The organism is Yersinia rochesterensis (genome assembly GCF_003600645.1).
In the GTDB taxonomy this organism is placed as follows: Bacteria; Pseudomonadota; Gammaproteobacteria; order Enterobacterales; family Enterobacteriaceae; genus Yersinia; species Yersinia rochesterensis.
In genome coordinates this window covers 356650-375436 of record NZ_CP032482.1, presented here as the reverse complement: position 1 = coordinate 375436, position 18787 = coordinate 356650, and the positions used below count along the sequence as shown (strand labels likewise).

The following is an 18787-nucleotide window of genomic DNA, read 5'->3' as shown; positions in this document are numbered from 1 at the left end:
TCCAACCGCCAGTAATCCACGGTTGATGGTGACAGTTACAAAGTGGGTTGCCGCTAATGCTATTCTTGCGCGCTATCTTGAGCAACGCCGTCCTATGATGCAGTGATGGGCTGATTTCGTAAACAAAGCCGATAGCGGGAGTATTGTTGAAAACGGAAAAAGGGAGCTAAAACTTGTGGTCTGAGTTTCTAGCAGGATTGGTTAGTTTTTCCAAGGAAAAGTGCATTTGTGTGATTACCAAGGGACACTGACAGTCTGGTTTGAGCGATCTGCGGACATCCTGTGGACCAGGTTTTTAGCCCGACTGCGCTAACCGGCAACTCCGGTATGCTCCTTTCAGCCTTTGGTGCTGTCGGCAGGGGCCTGATGGCTTAGTGGCCTACATGTGAGACTAAAGATGTAGGGATGCCAACTAATGAATTATGAAAATATCAGGGCACAAACGGAAGCAATGGTTTGCGAACCGTCTGCTACTCAATCTATGGTTAGGTGATTTTTTTACGTGATAAGGCGTTTTATGACTCGCGGAAACTTTGATTTTATAAACTCTAACGTGGCCTACTCACAATCCGATAAGTCATGGTGGATAGATCTCATAAACACCGATTGCATCTGGTATGATATGATGATTAATCCTCCCGATGATATCAGAACAAATAAGATAATAAAAAACTATCTCAGCGCCATCGAGAAACATGTGAGGGAAAACTGTGAAAAGAGATTTATTTATTTCTTAGGTTCAAGAAAGAAAGTGAGGTTTTCAACCAAGAGGAAGCCTAGGTATAACCCTTTCACAAAAAATATAGTATTCACTCTGTTGATTGGCAAAGAGGAGCGAAAGTTTCGGGTGAAATATTTCTTTCGCAAGCTTACTCAGGATGGGGAAATAAAAATAACGCCAAATGTTAGAATAACTGAAAAGTTTCTCTACATTGAACATGAAGATGGCAATTCACTTGTGATTTCAGTCCATGACTTCGTCAAAGAAAATTACATTGATTTAGGCATCCATACTGAAGTGCATTACGTAGGATATACACGTCATCCGCATAGGCGTCCTGTTGATTTCATTCACCGTGGCTTATCGAAGATGCTGTATAGTGTTTCAAATGACGATAATGATTTTTTTGTTTATTTTAGTTTGTTTAATCCAAGAGTTATATCTCTGAATAATAACTACAATATGATGTTTAATATTTCAAATTCTCAATTGGATGAGATTGAAGTTGATAATGAAGGTAGGATTATTGAAAACTGCTTCATACGCTACTTTGACCCTAAGCTTCAAGATGATGACAAGGAAAGCAAAAGGTCAGATTTAAATAAAATGTTTATGGATTTAGTGAAAAACAAAAAAATTAAAAAAATTTCTGTAAATTTACAATATGAAATGAACAATGAGTACTTCTGCTTTTACTCTAAGGTTGTACCACCGCAAACTGATCATTTCTTTGTACTGGATTTTTCTAATGACAAGGTCAATATTGACAGGGACCAAGATATGACGACTCAGATGGCATTATACATGGGAGGTCATAATTATTAATCTTTTCGCCTGATACCCGCTCAGACTCTGTTTTGTCGCATCCATTACGGATTGATATTAATATTCAGGGTTAAGGGCTATCAACGAAATGCATACTCTGCGGACTGGTCATGAAATACATGAAAGACTGTTTTTAGCAACATCCGCTTCTGGCACAGAGCGGACATGTGCCTGAGTTGAGAATAGCGTCAGTCAAAAGAAGAGGATGCTACGTAATTAAATCCAGAGACCGGACTGAGTACCGGCCCGTCTCACAGAGCCGGTCGTTATGGTAACATCTTAGGACTGACTGCAGCCGAACGAGCGTTCTGCGCTGCTGTAGCGTTTGGTTCGCTGCTTCGCCATGTAACTCAGACGGAAAGTCAGAGCATCAAGGTTATTTCTGAAATCCGACTTATTGAGTTCCAGGAAAGCCAGAGGATTATAAACAAAGTGCACCAGCGTCAGATATTCAGGCCAGTCACGCTTCTTCATTGCACTTAGCCAGGCGTTCTGAACAAGAGAGGCCAGACCTTTCCCCTGTGCGCCGTAGCTTCCCAGAGCATTGAACGTGTCGGTGTTGACGAAGAGGGCCATGTGATAATGCTTCTTGCCACCCAGTTCTGGTTGCTCCATCACCCAGACGTAGCGTACGGAGCAGCGGTGGGTCCGTATCCCTTCCCGGGTTTTTCTTTGCCGGTAAGCGACTATCTGAGCTTTCAGCGATTCGATAAAACGGGACATCAGCCCTTGGCTTAAGTCAGCATCACTGGCAATGCTGTCGCCCACATCCCCGTCTTCCGGTAAGTGCAAATCCACCCTGATAACCGTGGTTTGTGGATGGTCCTGCAGTGCGTTACAGAGTACCCCTTCGATACGCTGCAGATATGCCTCGTTGAAAGGTTTCTGGCTTTGGTCCACCACCATTGGGTGGGTGATGTCATCGAACAAAAACATAATGATTTCCTCCACCTGTCGGGAAACAGCAGGCTTAGTGCTGCCTTCCTGAAACACAGACAGGCATAATGATTGGGAGATTGAGGGATTAACGCTGACAGGGATACTGACTACAGGTGTTGTTGTTCAGCATACGACTCTGGTGATTACAGCCTTATGCCCATTCAGGTGTTTGTTTAAGTATTTATATAATATGGATATTGATAGGTTGTTAGGGACATGCTCAACAGGCATATGGATACCCATACTGATAATAGGCATATATATATAATACCTATCCGACACTCATGCACGTTCACTGAACCTTATACGACACCGCTTAACACACTGATTTATTAGATAAAATAACTCCGAAGTTAGCTGTTCCATACAATATATCTTTACTCTGGAATGGCGGTCTACCCCGTCAGCATGTCGAGTGGTTCAAATCAGCGGTTCGAGTACCGTGCGATACGCAAAGCAGACGTACTCATCCATCATGTTGGTGAGCCTGTGGTTCTCAGTCTGCCGGTCATTAACCCAGTTATCGACCTCCTCGCTTGATTTAAACTTTAGATTTTCAATCCAGTCAGCAAGACTATTTCCCAGCATCAAATCGTACCAGCACAGCCAGACAAGCTTGAGACGAAGCTCAGTTCCTCTGAATTGCTGAAACAGGCTGGTGAGTTTATTCGCCAGTGAACGTTGTTTTAAGCGGACACATTCAGAAAGCAGAACACCTTCCAGCATGGGGTGGTGGGCCAACAAGTGTTTCTGCGTTAATAAACTAACGCTCAGGTCGTCCTCAAGGGATAAGGATGCTGCCGATGTTTTACCGTAAATGATCCGGTGCAGGCATTGCGGGACAATCGCAATAACCGGGTCTTTCCCTGGAAATCGCAGACATCCTACTGTCAGGGCATGGGTGTAATAAATATTCTGATGACACATACCCAGGCAAACGGCCAGTTTTGTAAAACCCATCAGCCAGGTCTGGTAATATTTGTGGAGCTCTTCGTAACGGGGTTTATAGTCTTTCATTCAATAATCCTTGGGGGCCAAAGGGTACGCAACCAGTCACTGTCCGATGCTATCGGCGGCTTCTGGCTGTCAGGGAATAGGGTTAATGGGTTGTACGGTGTGGGACGAAAAGGAACGAATGCGCTGATGCACGATAACTCACTGTATAAAATAGGCTTTATTGCGCCTCTACGGGCTCCTGCTACGTGATTGAGGGGAAACCCAGGCGTGTATACCAGCAAGCGCCTACGGCCCCCCCTAACGAGTCAGCCCCTCACGGATGTTCCGCTGTAAAAATCGGTGCTCAACGTGGTTGCGCAGCACGGTTATAACCTTCAATCATCGTCGTCAGGCCCCGGTAGGCTTTCTGTTTCACTGCCAGCCATTGATTCAGTGCGTCAGGAAGCCGTAAGTGCAACGTATACCACTCGCTCATATCCGGCCCTGTAACCAGTTCACACCAGCACAGCAGTGTCAGGGCCTGCCGAATAGCCGGGGAATGCGACCGGAATAACATCTGTAACTGCTCCGCCAGCGTCCCTTTCTCCAAACGATAACATTCGCTGAGTAGCACACCGGAAAGTAGGGGCCAATCGGTCTGCTTGGTTATTTTAGTGACAATGGCACACGCGTCTATGCCAGGTGAGTGCGTTATCTGAAGTAGGCACTGCGGAATGACGATAACGGTGCCTTCTGGGGTGAGGCAGGATGTCATCGCCAGCCGGTGCCATTGCGTGAGCGCCTGCTGACACAAACCGTGCCAAAGATTGATGCGGGTGAAGTCATCAAGCCAGGTCTGATAATGGTTGAGTATCGGAGACGTGTTTTGCATGTTGGGTCCTTGAATGTCAGATTTCAGGTAGCCGCAACTCTCCGCATTGAGCGGACAGTGAAAATATGGCCTGGAATGGGGTCACTGGGTGGCGTGAGGCTTACTGGTGGGACTCGTCTATGCGCTCCTGAAGCCAGGCTTCGACTTCGCTTTTCTGCCAGCGAGAGCTACGGCCCAGTTTGATAGGTTTTGGAAATGCACCGTCTTTAATAAGCTTGTAAATCCACTTATCTGTCATTTGAAGCAGGCGGGTGATGAACGTCATGTTGACTAACGGGTCTTCAAGCAGGGACGGTTTAATGTTCATATCGTGATTCTCCGGGAGGTAAAGGTAAGCCGGAGTCGTGGTTGATGATTATTCATGCCCGCTCCAACATACCAACCGGTGAATCTGTAAAAAGTAATTGAAGATTACTCAGCGTATGCGTGGCCTGCCTCTTTCGCTTTTTTCCGCTATCATGCTTTTACCCCCCAGGATGCCATTCTCCTTTTGCTCACATTTAGCCAGATAGCTAATAACGTAACGCAAGTCATCGATCCCTTCCGTATCGAAATGCTGGATCACTTTGCCAATGTTGACTTCATAAATATCTTTTGGAACGCAAAGGTGATGATACCCATCATTATCTGTGACTTGCTTCCAAATATTGCCCATCGCTTGGGATATCGGATAATGGCATTTCTGAAACTGCCCATTCAGATAGCAAACGAAATGGACATGAAGTCCTTTTTTCTTTGTGTATTCCATCACCCAGTAATAACCCGCTACGGGAAGAGAATACGCGATCTCTTTAATCAATATCTGGACTTCGCTATACATGGAGTGTCTGCAGGCATGACCAAAACTGGCTGAATTATCTTATACGCAAAGTCTATTCCGAATAGGTGGCAATTTAACGAAACGCTGAAATATAGCCTCTATATGTAGGTTGATATCTGCCAGTAATAGACTGTTCATTCCATACTTCGGGTTGGCGTTATAGGGTTTCCCATTACTATTCCTTGGTTATTGGTTCAAAGGAAAAGGTAGTCCTGTAATTTTCACTTGGATAAGTCGATAGGTTTATCCAGTACATGCTTATCATCTTTTACGCATACGGGATGCGATAGGTATATGTACTTATTTTAATAAAATTAATTAACCTTAATTCCTTATCATGACTGTTTACAGCATAACTCCTCTTCTGAGGTGATAATCGAGCATGATAGAAAATCATGCTCGACGGAGGGTACGAATTGGCGACCAGATCATAGACCGGATATGCCATCAAAAAAGTAACAGTACCGTAGTTTTTCTCTCACTAACTTTTGAACTACTCCAAATTTGTGGATATGACTGTTTTATCCTTGGACTAGCCCATCCGTGATAGACGCTCCTGTCGCTAAAGTTTTGTAATAACATCACCAGTCAGATACCATTCTGACCAGTGATTACGTATTATTAAGTCAAATTATTGTTAAATTTATTCACTTGAAATTAAGATGAATCATCTGTAAAACCAATTGATATACAACGTAAAATATCATCAAATTACTAAGTGATTAACTTGTTATGGGAGATTGAAAATGGTTCGGGTAATACGTAATGATGGAGAAATGATAAAAACCCTGGAAGATGCGCTACAGCGATACAATATTAATTGCCCATCACATGCAGGTGATAAGAATTATCGCGTCTATCTCGAACGTGTCAGAAAATACTGCCAGTCTCTTGGTCATGAGGAGCAGCAGTTAGACAACTTCTTCGCTGAAGTGGAAAGCTATCAATCATTTTCCTTCCCTTCGGAAGTTGATCTTGGATGGTTTAAAAGTGATGTTCGTGCGAGCCTGTGGTTGGCATGTGAATTATATTCTAAAACACAAGGAATGACGTTGGGAATCGGGATTCTTAGTATTTTATCTCCAGACTCTTTACAGCCTGATCACCTTGTCAGGATACAGAATATCAGGAAAGTAATTCAAAGCTGGCCACTTAGTGGAACGCCTACGGAGTTTATAAAATATAAAGCAATAGAGTGGGCTAGATTAATTGAGCATGAAAATCTTTTCAGTGACTTTTCCTCTCAAGAAAATGATATTTCTGGCTGGTTGAAATGTTATCTAGAGAAGCATATTCCGTCTTTAGGTATGCGCGTTTGTGGTGATACTAGTGACGAAACTCTAGCATGGTGCTACGCCCTATACTTCGAATGGAAAAAGAAAAACTCAGGGTCACCTGATACTCTGAGCTTATTTAAAATTAAGTTCAAAAGTGCATGGGCGACACAAAAAAATAGATTGAAAAACAAAGTAACTAAAAAACTAAAGCCACTTAATGTCTACATTTCTGAAGATATTCATCAGATGTTAAGGGCATTAGCCTTGGACGAATGTATATCGAACGATAAAGTAATTGAACATGCAATTAAGGCTGCATACAAAAATAAAAACGCAAATAAGTTATAACATTTAAAATAATTTCAGACAGATATTATCTCAGTGAATCACCCCCGAAACCTTCCTGGTTCGGGGGTTTTGTTTTTCTGTCTGAGGTTGTTTCATGAAAAAATCAGAAGGTCTGCAGGCCATCGAAAAGCCGTTGGCGTCACTCCCCCATGCCATTGGCAAACATATTCTTGACCATATTCAAAAGCTCACTCACTACGAGCCAGTCATCGGCATTATGGGTAAAACCGGATCGGGTAAGTCGTCGCTGTGTAACGCTTTGTTCCAGAGCGAGGTCACGCCCGTCAGTGATGTCAACGCCTGCACCCGTGACGTACTGCGATTCCAACTGAGCAACGGTGACCATAGCCTGATACTGGTGGATCTGCCCGGCGTGGGTGAGAGTGAGCAACGGGATAGCGAATATGAATCTCTGTATCGCAATATCCTCCCTGAGCTGGATCTCATTCTGTGGGTCATCAAAGCCGATGATCGGGCGTTCTCCGTAGATGAACGTTTCTACCGTCGAGTGATGGTGGGATACCCACAACGGGTGCTGTTTGTCGTTAACCAGGCTGATAAAATCGAACCCTGCCATGAATGGAACGCCATCAGCAATACACCATCACCGAACCAGTCGGCGAATATTGAGGCCAGACTGGATTCTATTCGTCAGTTGTTTTCACCGCACCATCCGGTGTGCACGGTCTCCGCCAGGACAGCATGGAATCTGCCCTCCATGGTCGATACGATGATGCGCTGCCTGCCTGACCGTGCCGCCAGCCCACTGGCAACTCAGTTGCACGGGAGGTTATGCAGTGAACCGGTAAAAAAGCAGGCGCGTGAGCGCTTTGGTGATGCGGTGGGAGAGGCCTTTGATTCAGCAGGATCGGCGTCATTCATTCCTGCACCACTCAAAGCGGTCATTCGTACAATCCGCGATACCGTGGTCTCTGTTGCACGTGCGGTGTGGGACTGGATTTTCTTCTGAACAGACGCATCTGCCATTATCGCCGGGACATACCCTGTCCATTTTGACGTTTTATCACTTACCGAATGGGGTCTATTTCCTCCTCAGGCCCCGCCACGGCTGATATTGGCCACAGTAAAAAATACGTCTTTCGGTGTCCATTCCCTGTCCCACTCCCTCGTTAAAATAACCGCTTTATTTTCAACTCATTATCTCACTGGAGAACCTGTCTCATGACTCAAGCTGAACGTCGTCATGACCGGCTTGCTGTTCGATTATCGTTGATTATCAGCCGCCTGGTGGCGGGTGAAACGCTGGATATACGAACGCTGGCAACTGAGTTTGGCGTGTCGGTTCGTACCCTGCGGCGGGACTTTCGCGAACGGCTGATATACCTGGACCTGGAGTATCGCAAAGGTCAGTGTCGTTTGTTGTCCGGCAGTCGCCAACGGGAGCTGGCGGTGATGACGTTTGCCCGCCAGTCGGGTGTCGAGGCACTGTTCCCTGATATGGATAACTATCTGGTCACGTCACTGTTGAGCGGTCCGGGGGAGTCTCCTTGTCTTATCTGGCAGGGTGCGGCGCAAGTGTCATCACCTGACTCGGGCGTGTTCACCCGACTGGTGATCGCGGTGTCGGAGCATCGGAAGGTAACCCTATTGGGAAAGGGGTGTCGCTGCACTGGCCTCGCGCCCTACCGTCTGGTCCTGCGTGAGGGTGAATGGTATCTGACGGGCGAGTATCAGGCCCGTATTGCCGTGTTTCCGCTGGCGGATATTCGGGCCGTCACGCTCCACAACGACAGCTTTGCTCCGGATATCGCCGTACGCAACCTTCTCTCCCGCCCGGATTTTCTTCAGGCTTTACCCCACTTTCGCCTTTTTTACTCACTGCCTGCCGCCACTGACGGCGGGCTTATACCTCAGAAGGAATCATCACGATGAAATTGTTTACCACTACTGTGTTGGTCGCCAGTCTGTGCCTTGGCACGACTTTCCCCTCTGCCGCTGGAAATATCGTCGGCTCTGTCAAAGCCTGGCAATACATGCAGGCCGACGGCTGGAAATCTGCCGATGGCATGGATGACAACACGCTGCACAATATGCTCTATCAGGCCAGTGTTATCGATAACTACCCCTGGACGAAACAATTCCTGCTACGCGTTCGGGGTGGTGGTGCCATTTTCCTGGCCGACAAGAAAACTCACACCATTCGTCAACTAAAACTGAATCCTGCCGGTGAAACTTACAACGATATTGAAACGGTTTACCAGGGAGAAGATAAAGGAGAAGGATGCTATTTCGCCATTATTGATAGTCAATACCAACTCAGGGATCAAGCTGAGCGAGCAGCTATACAGGCTGAGGACTCAGCAAAAGCCAGAGAGCTTGCCTGGCAGCAATTTAGTCCGAAGGTAGTCATGGCAATCTCGGAGAATTGTGTCAATAAACAACAGCAGTCTGCCTTAGCGGCTAAACGCTCGGAAAACGATCGGGAACTGCAGCAATGGGTGGCACAGCAGAGCCTGGCTGAGCTGTGTCGTCGTACGGGCAACTGTTGAGGCAATCCCTTGAGAAGAAAGGAATAGAAAAATGAGTAAGGATTATCAGAAGGTTACAGTAGCATTGATTCTGGGACTGTCTGCGCTGCTCTCCGGCTGTGATAACAAAGACAATGCCGAAGTGAAAGCCATTGCCGGGTTTAAAGACCTGACGGCACCCCGCTTTACTGATGTAATATCAACACAAGCGGACATTGATAATCAGTGGGTGAAGAAAGACGCTTTTGGAACGCCGCAATACACGGTGATTAAAACCCGCAAATCGCCGGAAGGATGTAAGAAGGGGAATTATTACTATCTTGCCGATATGCGAGAAAAGACGGTTCAGCCGCTGATGGCATCTCTGTGTCTCGCAGACAACATCACCTTGAGCTTTCGCGAGGAAACAGACCGCTATACCGGTGAGAAATATGTCGTCTACTCTCACGACGGCAAGGAAATGGGCAAAGTTTATTTGCCTCAAAATCAGGAGCGCCACCAATGAGCCGATTTACTAAAGCTTTACCTGTCATCGCCGGTTTAATGCTGTGCCATCTGTCATCCGCTTATGCTGATGAACAACGTTATATCAGCATCCGCAACACCGATACAATTTGGACTCCCGGTAATATCTGTGTATATCAGTTCCGCCTGGATAATGGCGGCAGCGGTGTGGGATTCGGCCAACTCGCTGTTTCACTGCGGTTGAAAGATAACGCAGGCAACACTCTGGCTACGGGCACAATGGAGGTCGCCCCCTTTGGTGACAGTGATGCGACCCGCTCTCAGGAAGCATTTTTGGAACATGAATGTGTCGAAAACGTCAGTGCTGTTGAAATCATGAAGGCGACTGAAGAGCGCAGCGGCTATAAATCTGACCTGCCACTGTCTGTATTCGACCCACAATATTACCAGCCACTGCCGATTTCGGTTGTCGGAAACAAGTCATCGTAATCTGGTTTAGGCTCGTATTTGCCAGACCTCTGCCCTCACGCAATACCGCCACTACACACCAGGCCATGCCTCCTTCGGGGCGCATGGCCTGTTTGTTTTTAATCTCCCAATAAGGAATTAATAATGACCCGTTTAGCCTCCCGCTTTGGCCGGGTGAACTCTGTTCGCCGCGACCGCCCTCTGACCCATGATGAACTGGCCTACTATGTCCCCAGCGTCTTTGGCGAAGACAAGCATGTCTCCCGCAGTGCCCGATACACGTATATTCCCACTATTACCTTATTGGATAAATTGCGCGAAGAAGGGTTTGTGCCGTTCTTTGCCTGCCAGACCCGGGTACGGGACCCCGAGAAACGTGATTACACTAAACACATGCTGCGCTTGCGGCGCGTCACTCAGATAGCCGGTCAACAAGTGCCTGAAATTATTATGTTAAACAGCCACGATGGCAGCAGTAGCCACCAATTAATCCCCGGCATGTTTCGTGCCGTCTGTGCGAACGGTTTAATCTGTGGTGAGTCTTTTGGCGATATTCGTGTGCCACACAAAGGCGATATAGTGGATAAAGTGATTGAAGGCGCGTATGAAGTGCTGGGGATTTTTGACCGGGTAGCAGAACAACGTGAAGGCATGCAGGCCCTGACTCTGCCCACGGCAGCGCAGCATGCACTGGCCCATGCTGCACTGACCTACCGTTACGGTGAGGAGCACCATCCCGTCACGGAGTCCCAAATCCTGATGCCTCGACGTTGGGAAGATAAAAAAGATGACTTGTGGACAACGTTTCAAAGGCTGCAAGAAAATCTGAGCAAAGGGGGATTATCGGGTCGCAGCGCCAAAGGCAAACGGGCACAAACCCGCGCAGTTAATGGGATTGATGGCGATATCAAGCTGAACCGCGCATTGTGGGTGATGGCTGAGCGATTAAAGCAGGTCATGAGTTGATGTTTTGCCTGCCTGCCGGGGCCCGTCTGGTTGACTGTTATCCCGTGGAATTGGACAACAAACCCCGCTGCCGGTCAATATCAGACGATGATATCTGTGCCTGGTGTAGCAATCTGTATTACCGCCCCAGTGAAACCAGCCTGTGCCGGTTGATGTCCGAGGACAATGACTGGCCTGCCTACTTTGACGCTGATGGTTACGCACAGTCCTGCACCCAACTGCAACTGATTTTTACCGCATCTCGGTCATCACTCGACTGATCATTAATCGTATCTAAACGTACTCCCCAGTAAGTACTTACTCACTTTTATCACCCCCCATCAGCAGGTTCCACGGTTTTCCGATGGGGCCTGTTTTGCTTTAACCGATGATGACACAAGGATTTTTCTCATGAATACGCAAATCAATACAGATACAAACACACTCACAGCCACCCTAGTTTCTGATGCGCAACGCATCCATTTCTGGCCAAAACACTTTGGTCAGGTACCCAAATGGGCGTTGATTGAACCGCAGGTTTTTCGTTGGCTGGACCGGTTGTGTGACGACTACCTCGGCGACTTTTGGGACTTCTACACCTTGCCCAACGGCGGGGCATTTATGGTCCCAGGCACGGAGCAAGACTATGTGTTGTTTAACGCGCTCAATGGTAATGGTGCCACTGTCAGCCGTGAAGCGGCGGGTATCACCGCCTGTCTGATGACCTACAGCCACCATGCCTGCCACACCGAGAGTGAGGCCATGACAGACCACTTTTACCGATTGCGCGAATATGCCTTACAACACCCTGAAAGCCAGGCCATTTTTGACTTGATTGACTGACGAGCAGGAGTTCCCCCATGCCACATCAACCTATGCGTGCTTCACTCCCCACTTTGCCTTTTGCCCAGCAACAGATTATCAGCCAGGCTCTGGCGATACTGGAAACCCAACTCCGACACCGGCCCTACACCTTGACCTCACCCGAGGCAGTGAAAGCCTGGCTGCAACTCCATCTTCGCCCTCAGGGGCGGGAGTGTTTTATGGTGCTCTTTTTGGACAACCGCCACCGCTTGATGGCCAGTGAAACCGTTTCTGTCGGCACCTTTAATGCCACCACAGTTTACCCCCGCGAAGTCGTTATTCGGGCACTGCACCACCGCTGTGCTGCCGTTGTCATCGCCCACAATCATCCGGCCGGAGACCCCACTCCGAGCCAGGCTGACCGCACACTGACTGCCCGGCTGGTTAATGCGCTGAACATGGTCGACATTCGCGTACTGGACCACCTGATTATCGGTGAGAGCGAGCCGGTTTCGTTAGCCGAGTTGGGGTGGCTGCCATGTTAACGACAATACAACAAACCTACATCCTGACCCTTCGCGGTCTGCAATGCAGTACCGCACATATCACCGAGGGTGACAATACGCTGCTGTACCGGATATCCCATTGTCAGGTGGCATTCGGCGATGGCGAATGGATCCATTTTACCGGCACAGGCTATCTGATTCGACTTAATGCCTGGAACCACCCGGTATTGCGACTCAGACAGTTGGGCCTCTCCAAAGCCTGCCGCTGTCTGGTCACCACATTGATGAAACGTCATGGGCTAACCTACCTGCATATTGATGCTCTGGGTGATGTGTTGCCCGGTTTCGCCACGTTCGACTGGTGAGACAAAACGTACATCAAACTAAGTGGTAACACAGTTCGTCTCCTGACGTAATTCAACGCCATCCATCATGAGAACATCCCCATGAAACCACGTGCCACCCCACCGGGCGCATTGCCCGTACCTGTTATTTATCAACAACTGCTCGCTTTCCTGCTGGAGCACCACTACGGCCTGAGCCTCAACAATACGCCCTATCACGATGAACAGGCGATTGCACAGCAGATAGAACAAGGGATTTCAGTGGGCGACACCATCAACACACTGGTTGAGAAATATGCCTTAGTGCGAATTGGTCGTAACGGGTTCAGCGCACTGGCACAAGACCCGATGCTGAGTAAGGGCGATATCGCCCGTGCTCGCCAGGCCGCAGGTCTGTGGCGTGCGCATTTTCCGCCAACGTTGCTGTACCCAACCGAGTCCCTCAATCCTATTCCATAGAGACCGTTAATATGAATAACCACATGACTACTTCCCCAACATGGGGCCTGAAACGTGATATTACGCCGCGGTTGGGGGCCCGACTGGTTCAGGAGGGAACACACCTGCACTTTCTGAGTGACAGAGCTCACATTGTCGGCACCTTTTCCCTTGAAGCCACTCAGGCTCTTGATGCAGCGTTTCCCGCGCTGATAACCAAACTGGAATCGCAGCTGCTGTCCGGTCAGCTTGACCCTCGCCGTCAGCAGTGCCTTACAGTCCGGCACGGGGGATTTGTCTGTGAAGCGGATACGCTGGGCAGTCACGGTTATGTCTATATCGCGGTGTATCAGAAACTGGCTTGAACGGCAGATACTGGCACCTGAAACATCCCTCTTCCTCGACGCCAACAACAATAGTTGGCGTTTTGCTTTTATGGAGACCTTACTATATGTCTACTTCACTCAGCGCAGTTATCGACGAGCCGCAGGTTCTAACCGGCCACACCGATGTGATTTGCTCCACCAGCATTGAACGTATCATCACCGTGCGTAACACCGCGCTGGTGCACATTGAAGCCCTTATCCACCAACTTGAGGATATTTCAGCAATCACCAACAGCATTGGCGGTGGAATAGCAAAGGACTGGGCCATGCGACAAGATTTCCGCTGCGGCAGCTGGCTCATGGAGAAAACAGAAACGGGCATGAAAGCGATTACCCGCAATCTCGATCGCAGTATATGGCGAGATCTGATGTTGAAATCGGGGATGCTGAGCCTGATGGATGCCCAAGCCCGTGACCAGTGGTACAGGAACCTTGAGGGGGATAATATTCCTGCCATCAGCGAAGCCAACATACTCAGTACCTTTGAGCAACTCCACCAGCAGAAGGACGACGTATTTGAACGCGGGGTCATCAATTTATTCAAAGGATTATCCTGGCACTATAAAACCAACAGTCCATGCCAATTTGGCAAAAAAATAATCATGAACAATCTGGTCAGTTGCAACCAATGGGGCTTTACCCTGAACCACGGTTCCCGGCGAGACCAGTTGGCGGATTTGGAACGCATGTTGCACTTGCTGGACGGTAAAGCGATCCCGGATAACCGGGGCGATGTGACAAACCGGTTGTATGAGCATATTCGTGCCAATCCGCATATAGCGAAAGTTTATGAAGACGATTACTTTTCGATAAAATACTTCATGAAGGGCTCCGCGCACCTGACATTTAGAAAGCCTGAGTTGATTGACAAGATGAATGCTATCGTGGCTAAACATTACCCAGGCGTGCTGCCGGAACGTACAGCCAGGTAATGCGACCTCCGTCTTACTTTCTTTGTATGGCTGGCAAGTACGTCTGACGGATCATAAAACCTCTGTAGAAAACTGAAGCGATAGCCCAGACCTTACCGGGTATGTTGAAGATCAGGCTAATCGAGTCGATCACTCGTTAATTAGCATTTGACTTAACTTAGCTTAAAAGGCAATATTTCTCTATAGAGGAGTATTCTGTGTTTAATGTAATTTTACATGATGAAGTGCCTGATGAAATAGCAGGTTTACCGCCAGTCATCAGGGCTAAAATGATCCGCCTGATTGATAAGCTTAAAATGAATGCCACGGCATTACGAGAGCCCGACAGCAAACCTGTCAGAGACGGTTTGTTTGAACTCAGAACGATGGGAACCGATATTGCCAGGGGATTGTATGTTTATCAGAAAGGAAAAAATATCTATCTACTGCGCGTGTTCATCAAGAAAACGCAGAAATTACCGTCAGGGGAGATAACCCTCGCGTTTGAGCGATTAGAGGAGATGCTACATGACAAAAGTTAAAGGCATTGCCTGGGATACCGTCAGGGCTGATTTAATGTCTGACCCAGAAGTACAAGCCGCTTATGAAGCCGAAGAGCGTAAAGAGCGTTTACAGATCATGCTGGCAGAATGGCGTCGCCATGCAGGATTAACCCGTGCACAGGTTGCAGAACGAATGGGGGTAACGCCGCCCACTGTTTCTCGCATGGAGTCTAATATCGTTAAAGCGAGCCTTGACACATTGGTCAGGTATGCCCATGCATGCGGTATTAAACATCCTCAGATTACATTATAGTTGATGCTCAGGGTGGTTCCGTGAACCGGAACCACCCCGAATAACAGGTAATATTCTCGCAGGAGAAAAAATCATCAAACCCATTCCCTTTTTGATGCAAAACATTCCGGGGGCCTTAACGGGGGCCTCTACATTTATCGAATACAATAATATCGTTTAATAACAATACATCAGGTAGTTTATTTCGATTCCGAGTCCGGGCACCATATTTAAAGAAACCAGCCTAAGGGCTGGTTTTTTGCTTTCTGGGAGTTCCGGTAGATATCTGGTCGTTCTGGTCCCTAAATACCACTACCTTACCTCTTGCCCCACCTGTCTGAACATTTCCCCCTGACGGCACACTTAATCCTCCGGACACTGTGCCGGTACCTGCAGACCCTAAACTGGCATATAGATAGTATCTCTAACATGCTTACTTCTTTGATGGGCTTCATCACCGCCAAACTACGTCCGGTCTCTGTCTGGTCAGAAAAAGGGATTGTGTCACTCATGACGGTGACGAAAAGCACCTGCTATTGATAGACAAACGTTACCCCAATCACCGACTGAACATTACTATCAATAACCACTTCATCAAAGCTTGATGCCATTGCAGTGAGCTTTAATTGTTTAAGTATTTCAATACAGTTATGACATTGCATTTGATATCCCTTTTAATAACGTGTTGTAACGCTGACAACTGGCTTGGGGTGGGAAGCATTTTATAACTGTCATCGCCCCCATTCAGCATAGGGTGGCGGAAACCGTCAAACCGCTTGCCGATGAGCAACTATTTCCCCTTCTCTGATTTGAATAACGTTGAAATCGCCGATCTGGTCTCAAATTCCTGAAAGATAAAAACCTTCAGTAATCAATAAGTGGTGGAGTCGTTGGTGACTCCACTATTGCTTATCCAATCAACCTGCTATGAACCTTGATTAGCTGCCAGGCCACGATTAGCTCGCAAAGTAAAAATGAATTAACAATAAATATGTCTTGGTGTAACATTCAATATGATTGATAATGCTTATCATATTGATATTGGTTATCATTGCCATGATGGTTATATGGATAAACAGTTGAACAAAACCCCTATAAGGAACGACGAGCCTACGACCATACATCCCGCGGGCAGTAAGCCGCTGTCTATCACCAGCGAGCAACTGCTGGGAGAACACAGTGTCGCTTTTATTATCCATCAGGGTGAATGTTATCAGCTACGTCAGACCAAGGCTGGAAAACTGATTCTGACTAAATAACATACCGACAGACCTAAGCTCCTCGGTGTTGTGACGCCGAAAGCTGAAGATATTAATGCAAGCCACCCAGATTTTCTAATCAAGGCAGCCAGCAAGCTATCTATTTGTTTTTGCATATTATTTTGCATAGAGAATATGGAGAATTGCCGACATGCCTCGTTTCACTTCTGACCGTTTCCGTTGGTCCCCACTCAGTTTGGCAATCGCTTGCACACTGCCTTTTGCTGCTCAAGCTGCTGATCCTACATCCACTCAAACCAACAGCAAAAGACATGCCGCCGATCCCATGGTCGTTACCGCGACCGGTAACGAGCGCAGCAGTTTTGAAGCGCCGATGATGGTGACGGTGATTGAAGCCAACACGCCAACCAGTGAAACCGCCACCTCCGCCGCAGACATGCTGCGCAATATTCCGGGGCTGACCGTCACGGGGAGCGGGCGTGTTAACGGGCAAGACGTCACACTACGTGGCTACGGCAAACAAGGCGTCCTTACCTTGGTTGATGGTATTCGCCAAGGGACTGATACCGGCCACCTGAACTCCACTTTCCTCGATCCGGCGCTGGTAAAACGTATTGAAGTGGTGCGTGGCCCATCCGCCTTGCTGTATGGCAGCGGCGCACTGGGCGGGGTAATCTCTTATGAAACTGTCGATGCCGCAGATCTCTTGCAGACGGGCCAAAATACCGGTTATCGAGTTTACAGCTCTGCCGCCACTGGCGATCACAGCTTCGGGCTGGGTGCCAGTGCCTATGGTCGCACCGATGATGTCGATGGTATTCTCTCCTTTGGTACTCGCGATATCGGCAACATTCGTCAGAGTGATGGTTTTAATGCACCGAATGATGAAACCATCAGTAATGTGCTGGCAAAAGGCACCTGGCGCATTGACCAGACTCAGTCATTGAGTACCAATCTGCGCTATTACAACAACAATGCAATAGAGCCAAAAAACCCGCAAACCAGCGCGGCGTCCAGCTCTAACGTCATGACAAATCGCTCGACAATTCAAAAAGATGCTCAGCTTAAATACAACATTAAGCCCCTTGATCAAGAATGGCTGAATGCCACGGCGCAGGTTTACTACTCCGAAGTGGAAATCAATGCGCGGCCACAGGGCACGCCAGAAGAGGGGCGCAAACAAACCACCGAAGGTGGCAAGCTGGAAAACCGCACCCGCCTGTTCACCGATAGCTTCGCCTCACACTTGCTGACTTACGGCACTGAAGCTTACAAACAAGAACAAACGCCGGGTGGCGCGACTGAAAGCTTCCCACAAGCCGATATTCGCTTTGGCTCCGGCTGGCTGCAAGATGAAATCACCCTGCGTGACCTGCCAGTATCCATTTTGGCCGGTACCCGCTATGACAACTATCGCGGTAGCAGTGAAGGCTACGCCGATGTCGATGCCGATAAATGGTCATCACGCGGCGCGCTCACCGTAACACCGACTGATTGGCTGATGCTGTTCGGTTCCTATGCGCAGGCTTTCCGCGCCCCAACCATGGGTGAGATGTACAACGATTCGAAACATTTCTCCATTCCTATCGGCGGCGGAAGATACATCACTAACTTCTGGGTACCGAACCCTAATCTGAAACCAGAAACCAACGAAACCCAGGAATACGGTTTTGGTCTGCGCTTTAGTGACCTGTTGATGGCCGAAGATGACCTGCAATTCAAGGCCAGTTACTTCGATACCAACGCGAAAGATTACATCGATACCAAGGTGGATATGGCCGCCATGACCACCACGTCGGCCAATATCGACAGAGCAAAAATCTGGGGCTGGGATGCCACTATGAGCTACAAAACCGCCCTGTTTAACTGGGATCTGGCCTATAACCGCACCCGAGGTAAAAACCAGGACACCAATAAATGGCTCGAATCCATTAACCCGGATACGGTCACCAGCACCCTAGATGTTCCCGTGGCTAACAGTGGTTTTGCTGTAGGTTGGATTGCCACCTTTGCTGACCGCTCTCAGCCATTAAGCACCGGCAAACGCCAGCCCGGCTATGGCGTTAATGATTTCTATGTCAGCTATAAAGGTCAGGAACAATTTAAAGGCGTGACCACCACGGTGGTGCTGGGTAACGCATTTGAAAAAGAATATTACGCACCGCAAGGCGTGCCGCAGGATGGTCGTAACGCGAAGTTCTTCGTGAGCTACCAGTGGTAATTGATTGAAAAAGTTAGTCTGAAATAACACTTCCGGT

Annotated in this window: 22 protein-coding genes and 2 pseudogenes; 18 read left to right on the top strand and 6 right to left on the bottom strand. The window is 48.1% G+C overall.

All coding sequences use genetic code 11. The annotated features are described in order from the left end of the window. The first annotated feature begins 517 nt into the window (after positions 1-517). Positions 518-1546: a hypothetical protein gene (locus DXZ79_RS01840; RefSeq protein ID WP_120011025.1), complete on the top strand. Its 1029-nt coding sequence runs from the start codon at positions 518-520 to the stop codon at positions 1544-1546. A gap of 279 nt (positions 1547-1825) precedes the next feature. Here DXZ79_RS01840 and DXZ79_RS01835 read toward each other — a convergent pair whose 3' ends face one another. The 5 genes and pseudogenes from DXZ79_RS01835 to DXZ79_RS01815 all read right to left on the bottom strand — a co-directional run bounded on the left by DXZ79_RS01835 (position 1826) and on the right by DXZ79_RS01815 (position 5271). Next, entirely contained in the window at positions 1826-2482 is a 657-nt protein-coding gene (locus tag DXZ79_RS01835; protein ID WP_120011024.1) for an inovirus Gp2 family protein, read from the bottom strand. Positions 2483-2905: 423 nt separating this feature from the next. Continuing rightward, positions 2906-3502 carry a hypothetical protein gene (locus DXZ79_RS01830; protein WP_120011023.1) on the bottom strand — a complete coding sequence of 199 codons (597 nt, stop codon included), beginning with the start codon at positions 3500-3502 and terminating at the stop codon, positions 2906-2908. 283 nt (positions 3503-3785) lie between these two features. Beyond that, on the bottom strand, positions 3786-4313 hold the full coding sequence (locus DXZ79_RS01825; RefSeq protein ID WP_120011022.1) for a secretoglobin family protein: 528 nt from the start codon (positions 4311-4313) through the stop codon (positions 3786-3788). Between the two features lie 100 nt (positions 4314-4413). Then, positions 4414-4620 (bottom strand): helix-turn-helix transcriptional regulator, encoded by a 207-nt coding sequence (locus tag DXZ79_RS01820; protein ID WP_120011021.1) that lies wholly within the window; start codon positions 4618-4620, stop codon positions 4414-4416. Between the two features lie 108 nt (positions 4621-4728). After that, positions 4729-5271: pseudogene (locus tag DXZ79_RS01815) on the bottom strand (hypothetical protein). Positions 5272-5909: 638 nt separating this feature from the next. On the opposite strand from DXZ79_RS01815, the gene DXZ79_RS01810 reads away from it, so the two are divergent. The 15 genes from DXZ79_RS01810 (at position 5910) to DXZ79_RS01735 (ending at position 15330) form a co-directional block, all read left to right on the top strand. Beyond that, a complete protein-coding gene (locus DXZ79_RS01810; protein ID WP_205572689.1) occupies positions 5910-6758 on the top strand; it encodes a hypothetical protein in 849 nt (282 codons plus the stop codon). Between the two features lie 94 nt (positions 6759-6852). Then, on the top strand, positions 6853-7728 hold the full coding sequence (locus DXZ79_RS01805; RefSeq protein WP_120011019.1) for a GTPase family protein: 876 nt from the start codon (positions 6853-6855) through the stop codon (positions 7726-7728). Positions 7729-7940: 212 nt separating this feature from the next. Then, a complete protein-coding gene (locus DXZ79_RS01800) occupies positions 7941-8651 on the top strand; it encodes a WYL domain-containing protein (protein WP_120011018.1) in 711 nt (236 codons plus the stop codon). Further along, positions 8648-9268: a hypothetical protein gene (locus DXZ79_RS01795; protein ID WP_120011017.1), complete on the top strand. Its 621-nt coding sequence runs from the start codon at positions 8648-8650 to the stop codon at positions 9266-9268. Before DXZ79_RS01800 ends, DXZ79_RS01795 begins: the two co-directional genes overlap by 4 nt. Positions 9269-9299: 31 nt before the next feature. Continuing rightward, positions 9300-9752 (top strand): YfjS/YafY family lipoprotein, encoded by a 453-nt coding sequence (locus DXZ79_RS01790; protein WP_087795713.1) that lies wholly within the window; start codon positions 9300-9302, stop codon positions 9750-9752. Next, entirely contained in the window at positions 9749-10201 is a 453-nt protein-coding gene (locus DXZ79_RS01785; protein WP_120011016.1) for an IrmA family protein, read from the top strand. Before DXZ79_RS01790 ends, DXZ79_RS01785 begins: the two co-directional genes overlap by 4 nt. A gap of 123 nt (positions 10202-10324) precedes the next feature. Beyond that, complete coding sequence (locus DXZ79_RS01780; RefSeq protein WP_087795711.1) at positions 10325-11146, top strand: DUF932 domain-containing protein; 822 nt, start codon at positions 10325-10327, stop codon at positions 11144-11146. Positions 11147-11536: 390 nt separating this feature from the next. After that, positions 11537-11968, top strand: coding sequence for an antirestriction protein (locus DXZ79_RS01770; RefSeq protein ID WP_120011014.1), 432 nt, complete (start codon positions 11537-11539; stop codon positions 11966-11968). Positions 11969-12000: 32 nt separating this feature from the next. Next, entirely contained in the window at positions 12001-12474 is a 474-nt protein-coding gene (gene radC / locus DXZ79_RS01765; RefSeq protein WP_004722498.1) for a RadC family protein, read from the top strand. Next, complete coding sequence (locus tag DXZ79_RS01760) at positions 12468-12800, top strand: DUF5983 family protein (RefSeq protein ID WP_120011013.1); 333 nt, start codon at positions 12468-12470, stop codon at positions 12798-12800. The genes radC and DXZ79_RS01760 overlap by 7 nt, the downstream gene beginning before the upstream one ends. A gap of 81 nt (positions 12801-12881) precedes the next feature. Next, positions 12882-13238: a TA system toxin CbtA family protein gene (locus DXZ79_RS01755; protein ID WP_120011012.1), complete on the top strand. Its 357-nt coding sequence runs from the start codon at positions 12882-12884 to the stop codon at positions 13236-13238. Positions 13239-13249: 11 nt separating this feature from the next. Then, the gene (locus DXZ79_RS01750) at positions 13250-13582 is read left to right on the top strand and encodes a type IV toxin-antitoxin system YeeU family antitoxin (RefSeq protein WP_042592735.1); all 333 of its coding nucleotides are present in this window, start codon (positions 13250-13252) and stop codon (positions 13580-13582) included. Between the two features lie 86 nt (positions 13583-13668). Then, the gene (locus DXZ79_RS01745; RefSeq protein ID WP_120011011.1) at positions 13669-14535 is read left to right on the top strand and encodes a DUF4942 domain-containing protein; all 867 of its coding nucleotides are present in this window, start codon (positions 13669-13671) and stop codon (positions 14533-14535) included. Between the two features lie 197 nt (positions 14536-14732). Then, positions 14733-15056: a type II toxin-antitoxin system RelE/ParE family toxin gene (locus tag DXZ79_RS01740; protein ID WP_005280057.1), complete on the top strand. Its 324-nt coding sequence runs from the start codon at positions 14733-14735 to the stop codon at positions 15054-15056. After that, entirely contained in the window at positions 15043-15330 is a 288-nt protein-coding gene (locus tag DXZ79_RS01735) for a helix-turn-helix domain-containing protein (RefSeq protein ID WP_012104592.1), read from the top strand. Before DXZ79_RS01740 ends, DXZ79_RS01735 begins: the two co-directional genes overlap by 14 nt. Before the next feature lie 557 nt (positions 15331-15887). On the opposite strand, the pseudogene DXZ79_RS21360 reads toward DXZ79_RS01735, so the two are convergent. Beyond that, a pseudogene (locus tag DXZ79_RS21360) lies at positions 15888-15971 on the bottom strand (IS21-like element ISYen2A/ISYen2B family helper ATPase IstB); the annotation flags it as partial. 351 nt (positions 15972-16322) lie between these two features. On the opposite strand from DXZ79_RS21360, the gene hemP reads away from it, so the two are divergent. Together hemP and DXZ79_RS01720 are read left to right on the top strand one after the other, a co-directional pair. Continuing rightward, entirely contained in the window at positions 16323-16568 is a 246-nt protein-coding gene (hemP, locus tag DXZ79_RS01725) for a hemin uptake protein HemP (protein WP_038637016.1), read from the top strand. A gap of 151 nt (positions 16569-16719) precedes the next feature. Next, positions 16720-18750, top strand: coding sequence for a TonB-dependent hemoglobin/transferrin/lactoferrin family receptor (locus tag DXZ79_RS01720; protein ID WP_038637018.1), 2031 nt, complete (start codon positions 16720-16722; stop codon positions 18748-18750). Positions 18751-18787: the final 37 nt, after the last annotated feature.

Coding starts and splice junctions, on each gene's coding strand:
- DXZ79_RS01830 (WP_120011023.1), bottom strand. CDS start 3,502: ATGAAAGACTATAAACCCCGTTACGAAGAGCTCCACAAATATTACCAG.
- DXZ79_RS01760 (WP_120011013.1), top strand. CDS start 12,468: ATGTTAACGACAATACAACAAACCTACATCCTGACCCTTCGCGGTCTG.
- DXZ79_RS01780 (WP_087795711.1), top strand. CDS start 10,325: ATGACCCGTTTAGCCTCCCGCTTTGGCCGGGTGAACTCTGTTCGCCGC.
- DXZ79_RS01805 (WP_120011019.1), top strand. CDS start 6,853: ATGAAAAAATCAGAAGGTCTGCAGGCCATCGAAAAGCCGTTGGCGTCA.
- DXZ79_RS01820 (WP_120011021.1), bottom strand. CDS start 4,620: ATGAACATTAAACCGTCCCTGCTTGAAGACCCGTTAGTCAACATGACG.
- DXZ79_RS01810 (WP_205572689.1), top strand. CDS start 5,910: ATGATAAAAACCCTGGAAGATGCGCTACAGCGATACAATATTAATTGC.
- hemP (WP_038637016.1), top strand. CDS start 16,323: ATGATTGATAATGCTTATCATATTGATATTGGTTATCATTGCCATGAT.
- radC (WP_004722498.1), top strand. CDS start 12,001: ATGCGTGCTTCACTCCCCACTTTGCCTTTTGCCCAGCAACAGATTATC.
- DXZ79_RS01720 (WP_038637018.1), top strand. CDS start 16,720: ATGCCTCGTTTCACTTCTGACCGTTTCCGTTGGTCCCCACTCAGTTTG.
- DXZ79_RS01835 (WP_120011024.1), bottom strand. CDS start 2,482: ATGTTTTTGTTCGATGACATCACCCACCCAATGGTGGTGGACCAAAGC.
- DXZ79_RS01770 (WP_120011014.1), top strand. CDS start 11,537: ATGAATACGCAAATCAATACAGATACAAACACACTCACAGCCACCCTA.
- DXZ79_RS01735 (WP_012104592.1), top strand. CDS start 15,043: ATGACAAAAGTTAAAGGCATTGCCTGGGATACCGTCAGGGCTGATTTA.
- DXZ79_RS01755 (WP_120011012.1), top strand. CDS start 12,882: ATGAAACCACGTGCCACCCCACCGGGCGCATTGCCCGTACCTGTTATT.
- DXZ79_RS01825 (WP_120011022.1), bottom strand. CDS start 4,313: ATGCAAAACACGTCTCCGATACTCAACCATTATCAGACCTGGCTTGAT.
- DXZ79_RS01790 (WP_087795713.1), top strand. CDS start 9,300: ATGAGTAAGGATTATCAGAAGGTTACAGTAGCATTGATTCTGGGACTG.
- DXZ79_RS01800 (WP_120011018.1), top strand. CDS start 7,941: ATGACTCAAGCTGAACGTCGTCATGACCGGCTTGCTGTTCGATTATCG.
- DXZ79_RS01795 (WP_120011017.1), top strand. CDS start 8,648: ATGAAATTGTTTACCACTACTGTGTTGGTCGCCAGTCTGTGCCTTGGC.
- DXZ79_RS01750 (WP_042592735.1), top strand. CDS start 13,250: ATGAATAACCACATGACTACTTCCCCAACATGGGGCCTGAAACGTGAT.
- DXZ79_RS01840 (WP_120011025.1), top strand. CDS start 518: ATGACTCGCGGAAACTTTGATTTTATAAACTCTAACGTGGCCTACTCA.
- DXZ79_RS01785 (WP_120011016.1), top strand. CDS start 9,749: ATGAGCCGATTTACTAAAGCTTTACCTGTCATCGCCGGTTTAATGCTG.
- DXZ79_RS01745 (WP_120011011.1), top strand. CDS start 13,669: ATGTCTACTTCACTCAGCGCAGTTATCGACGAGCCGCAGGTTCTAACC.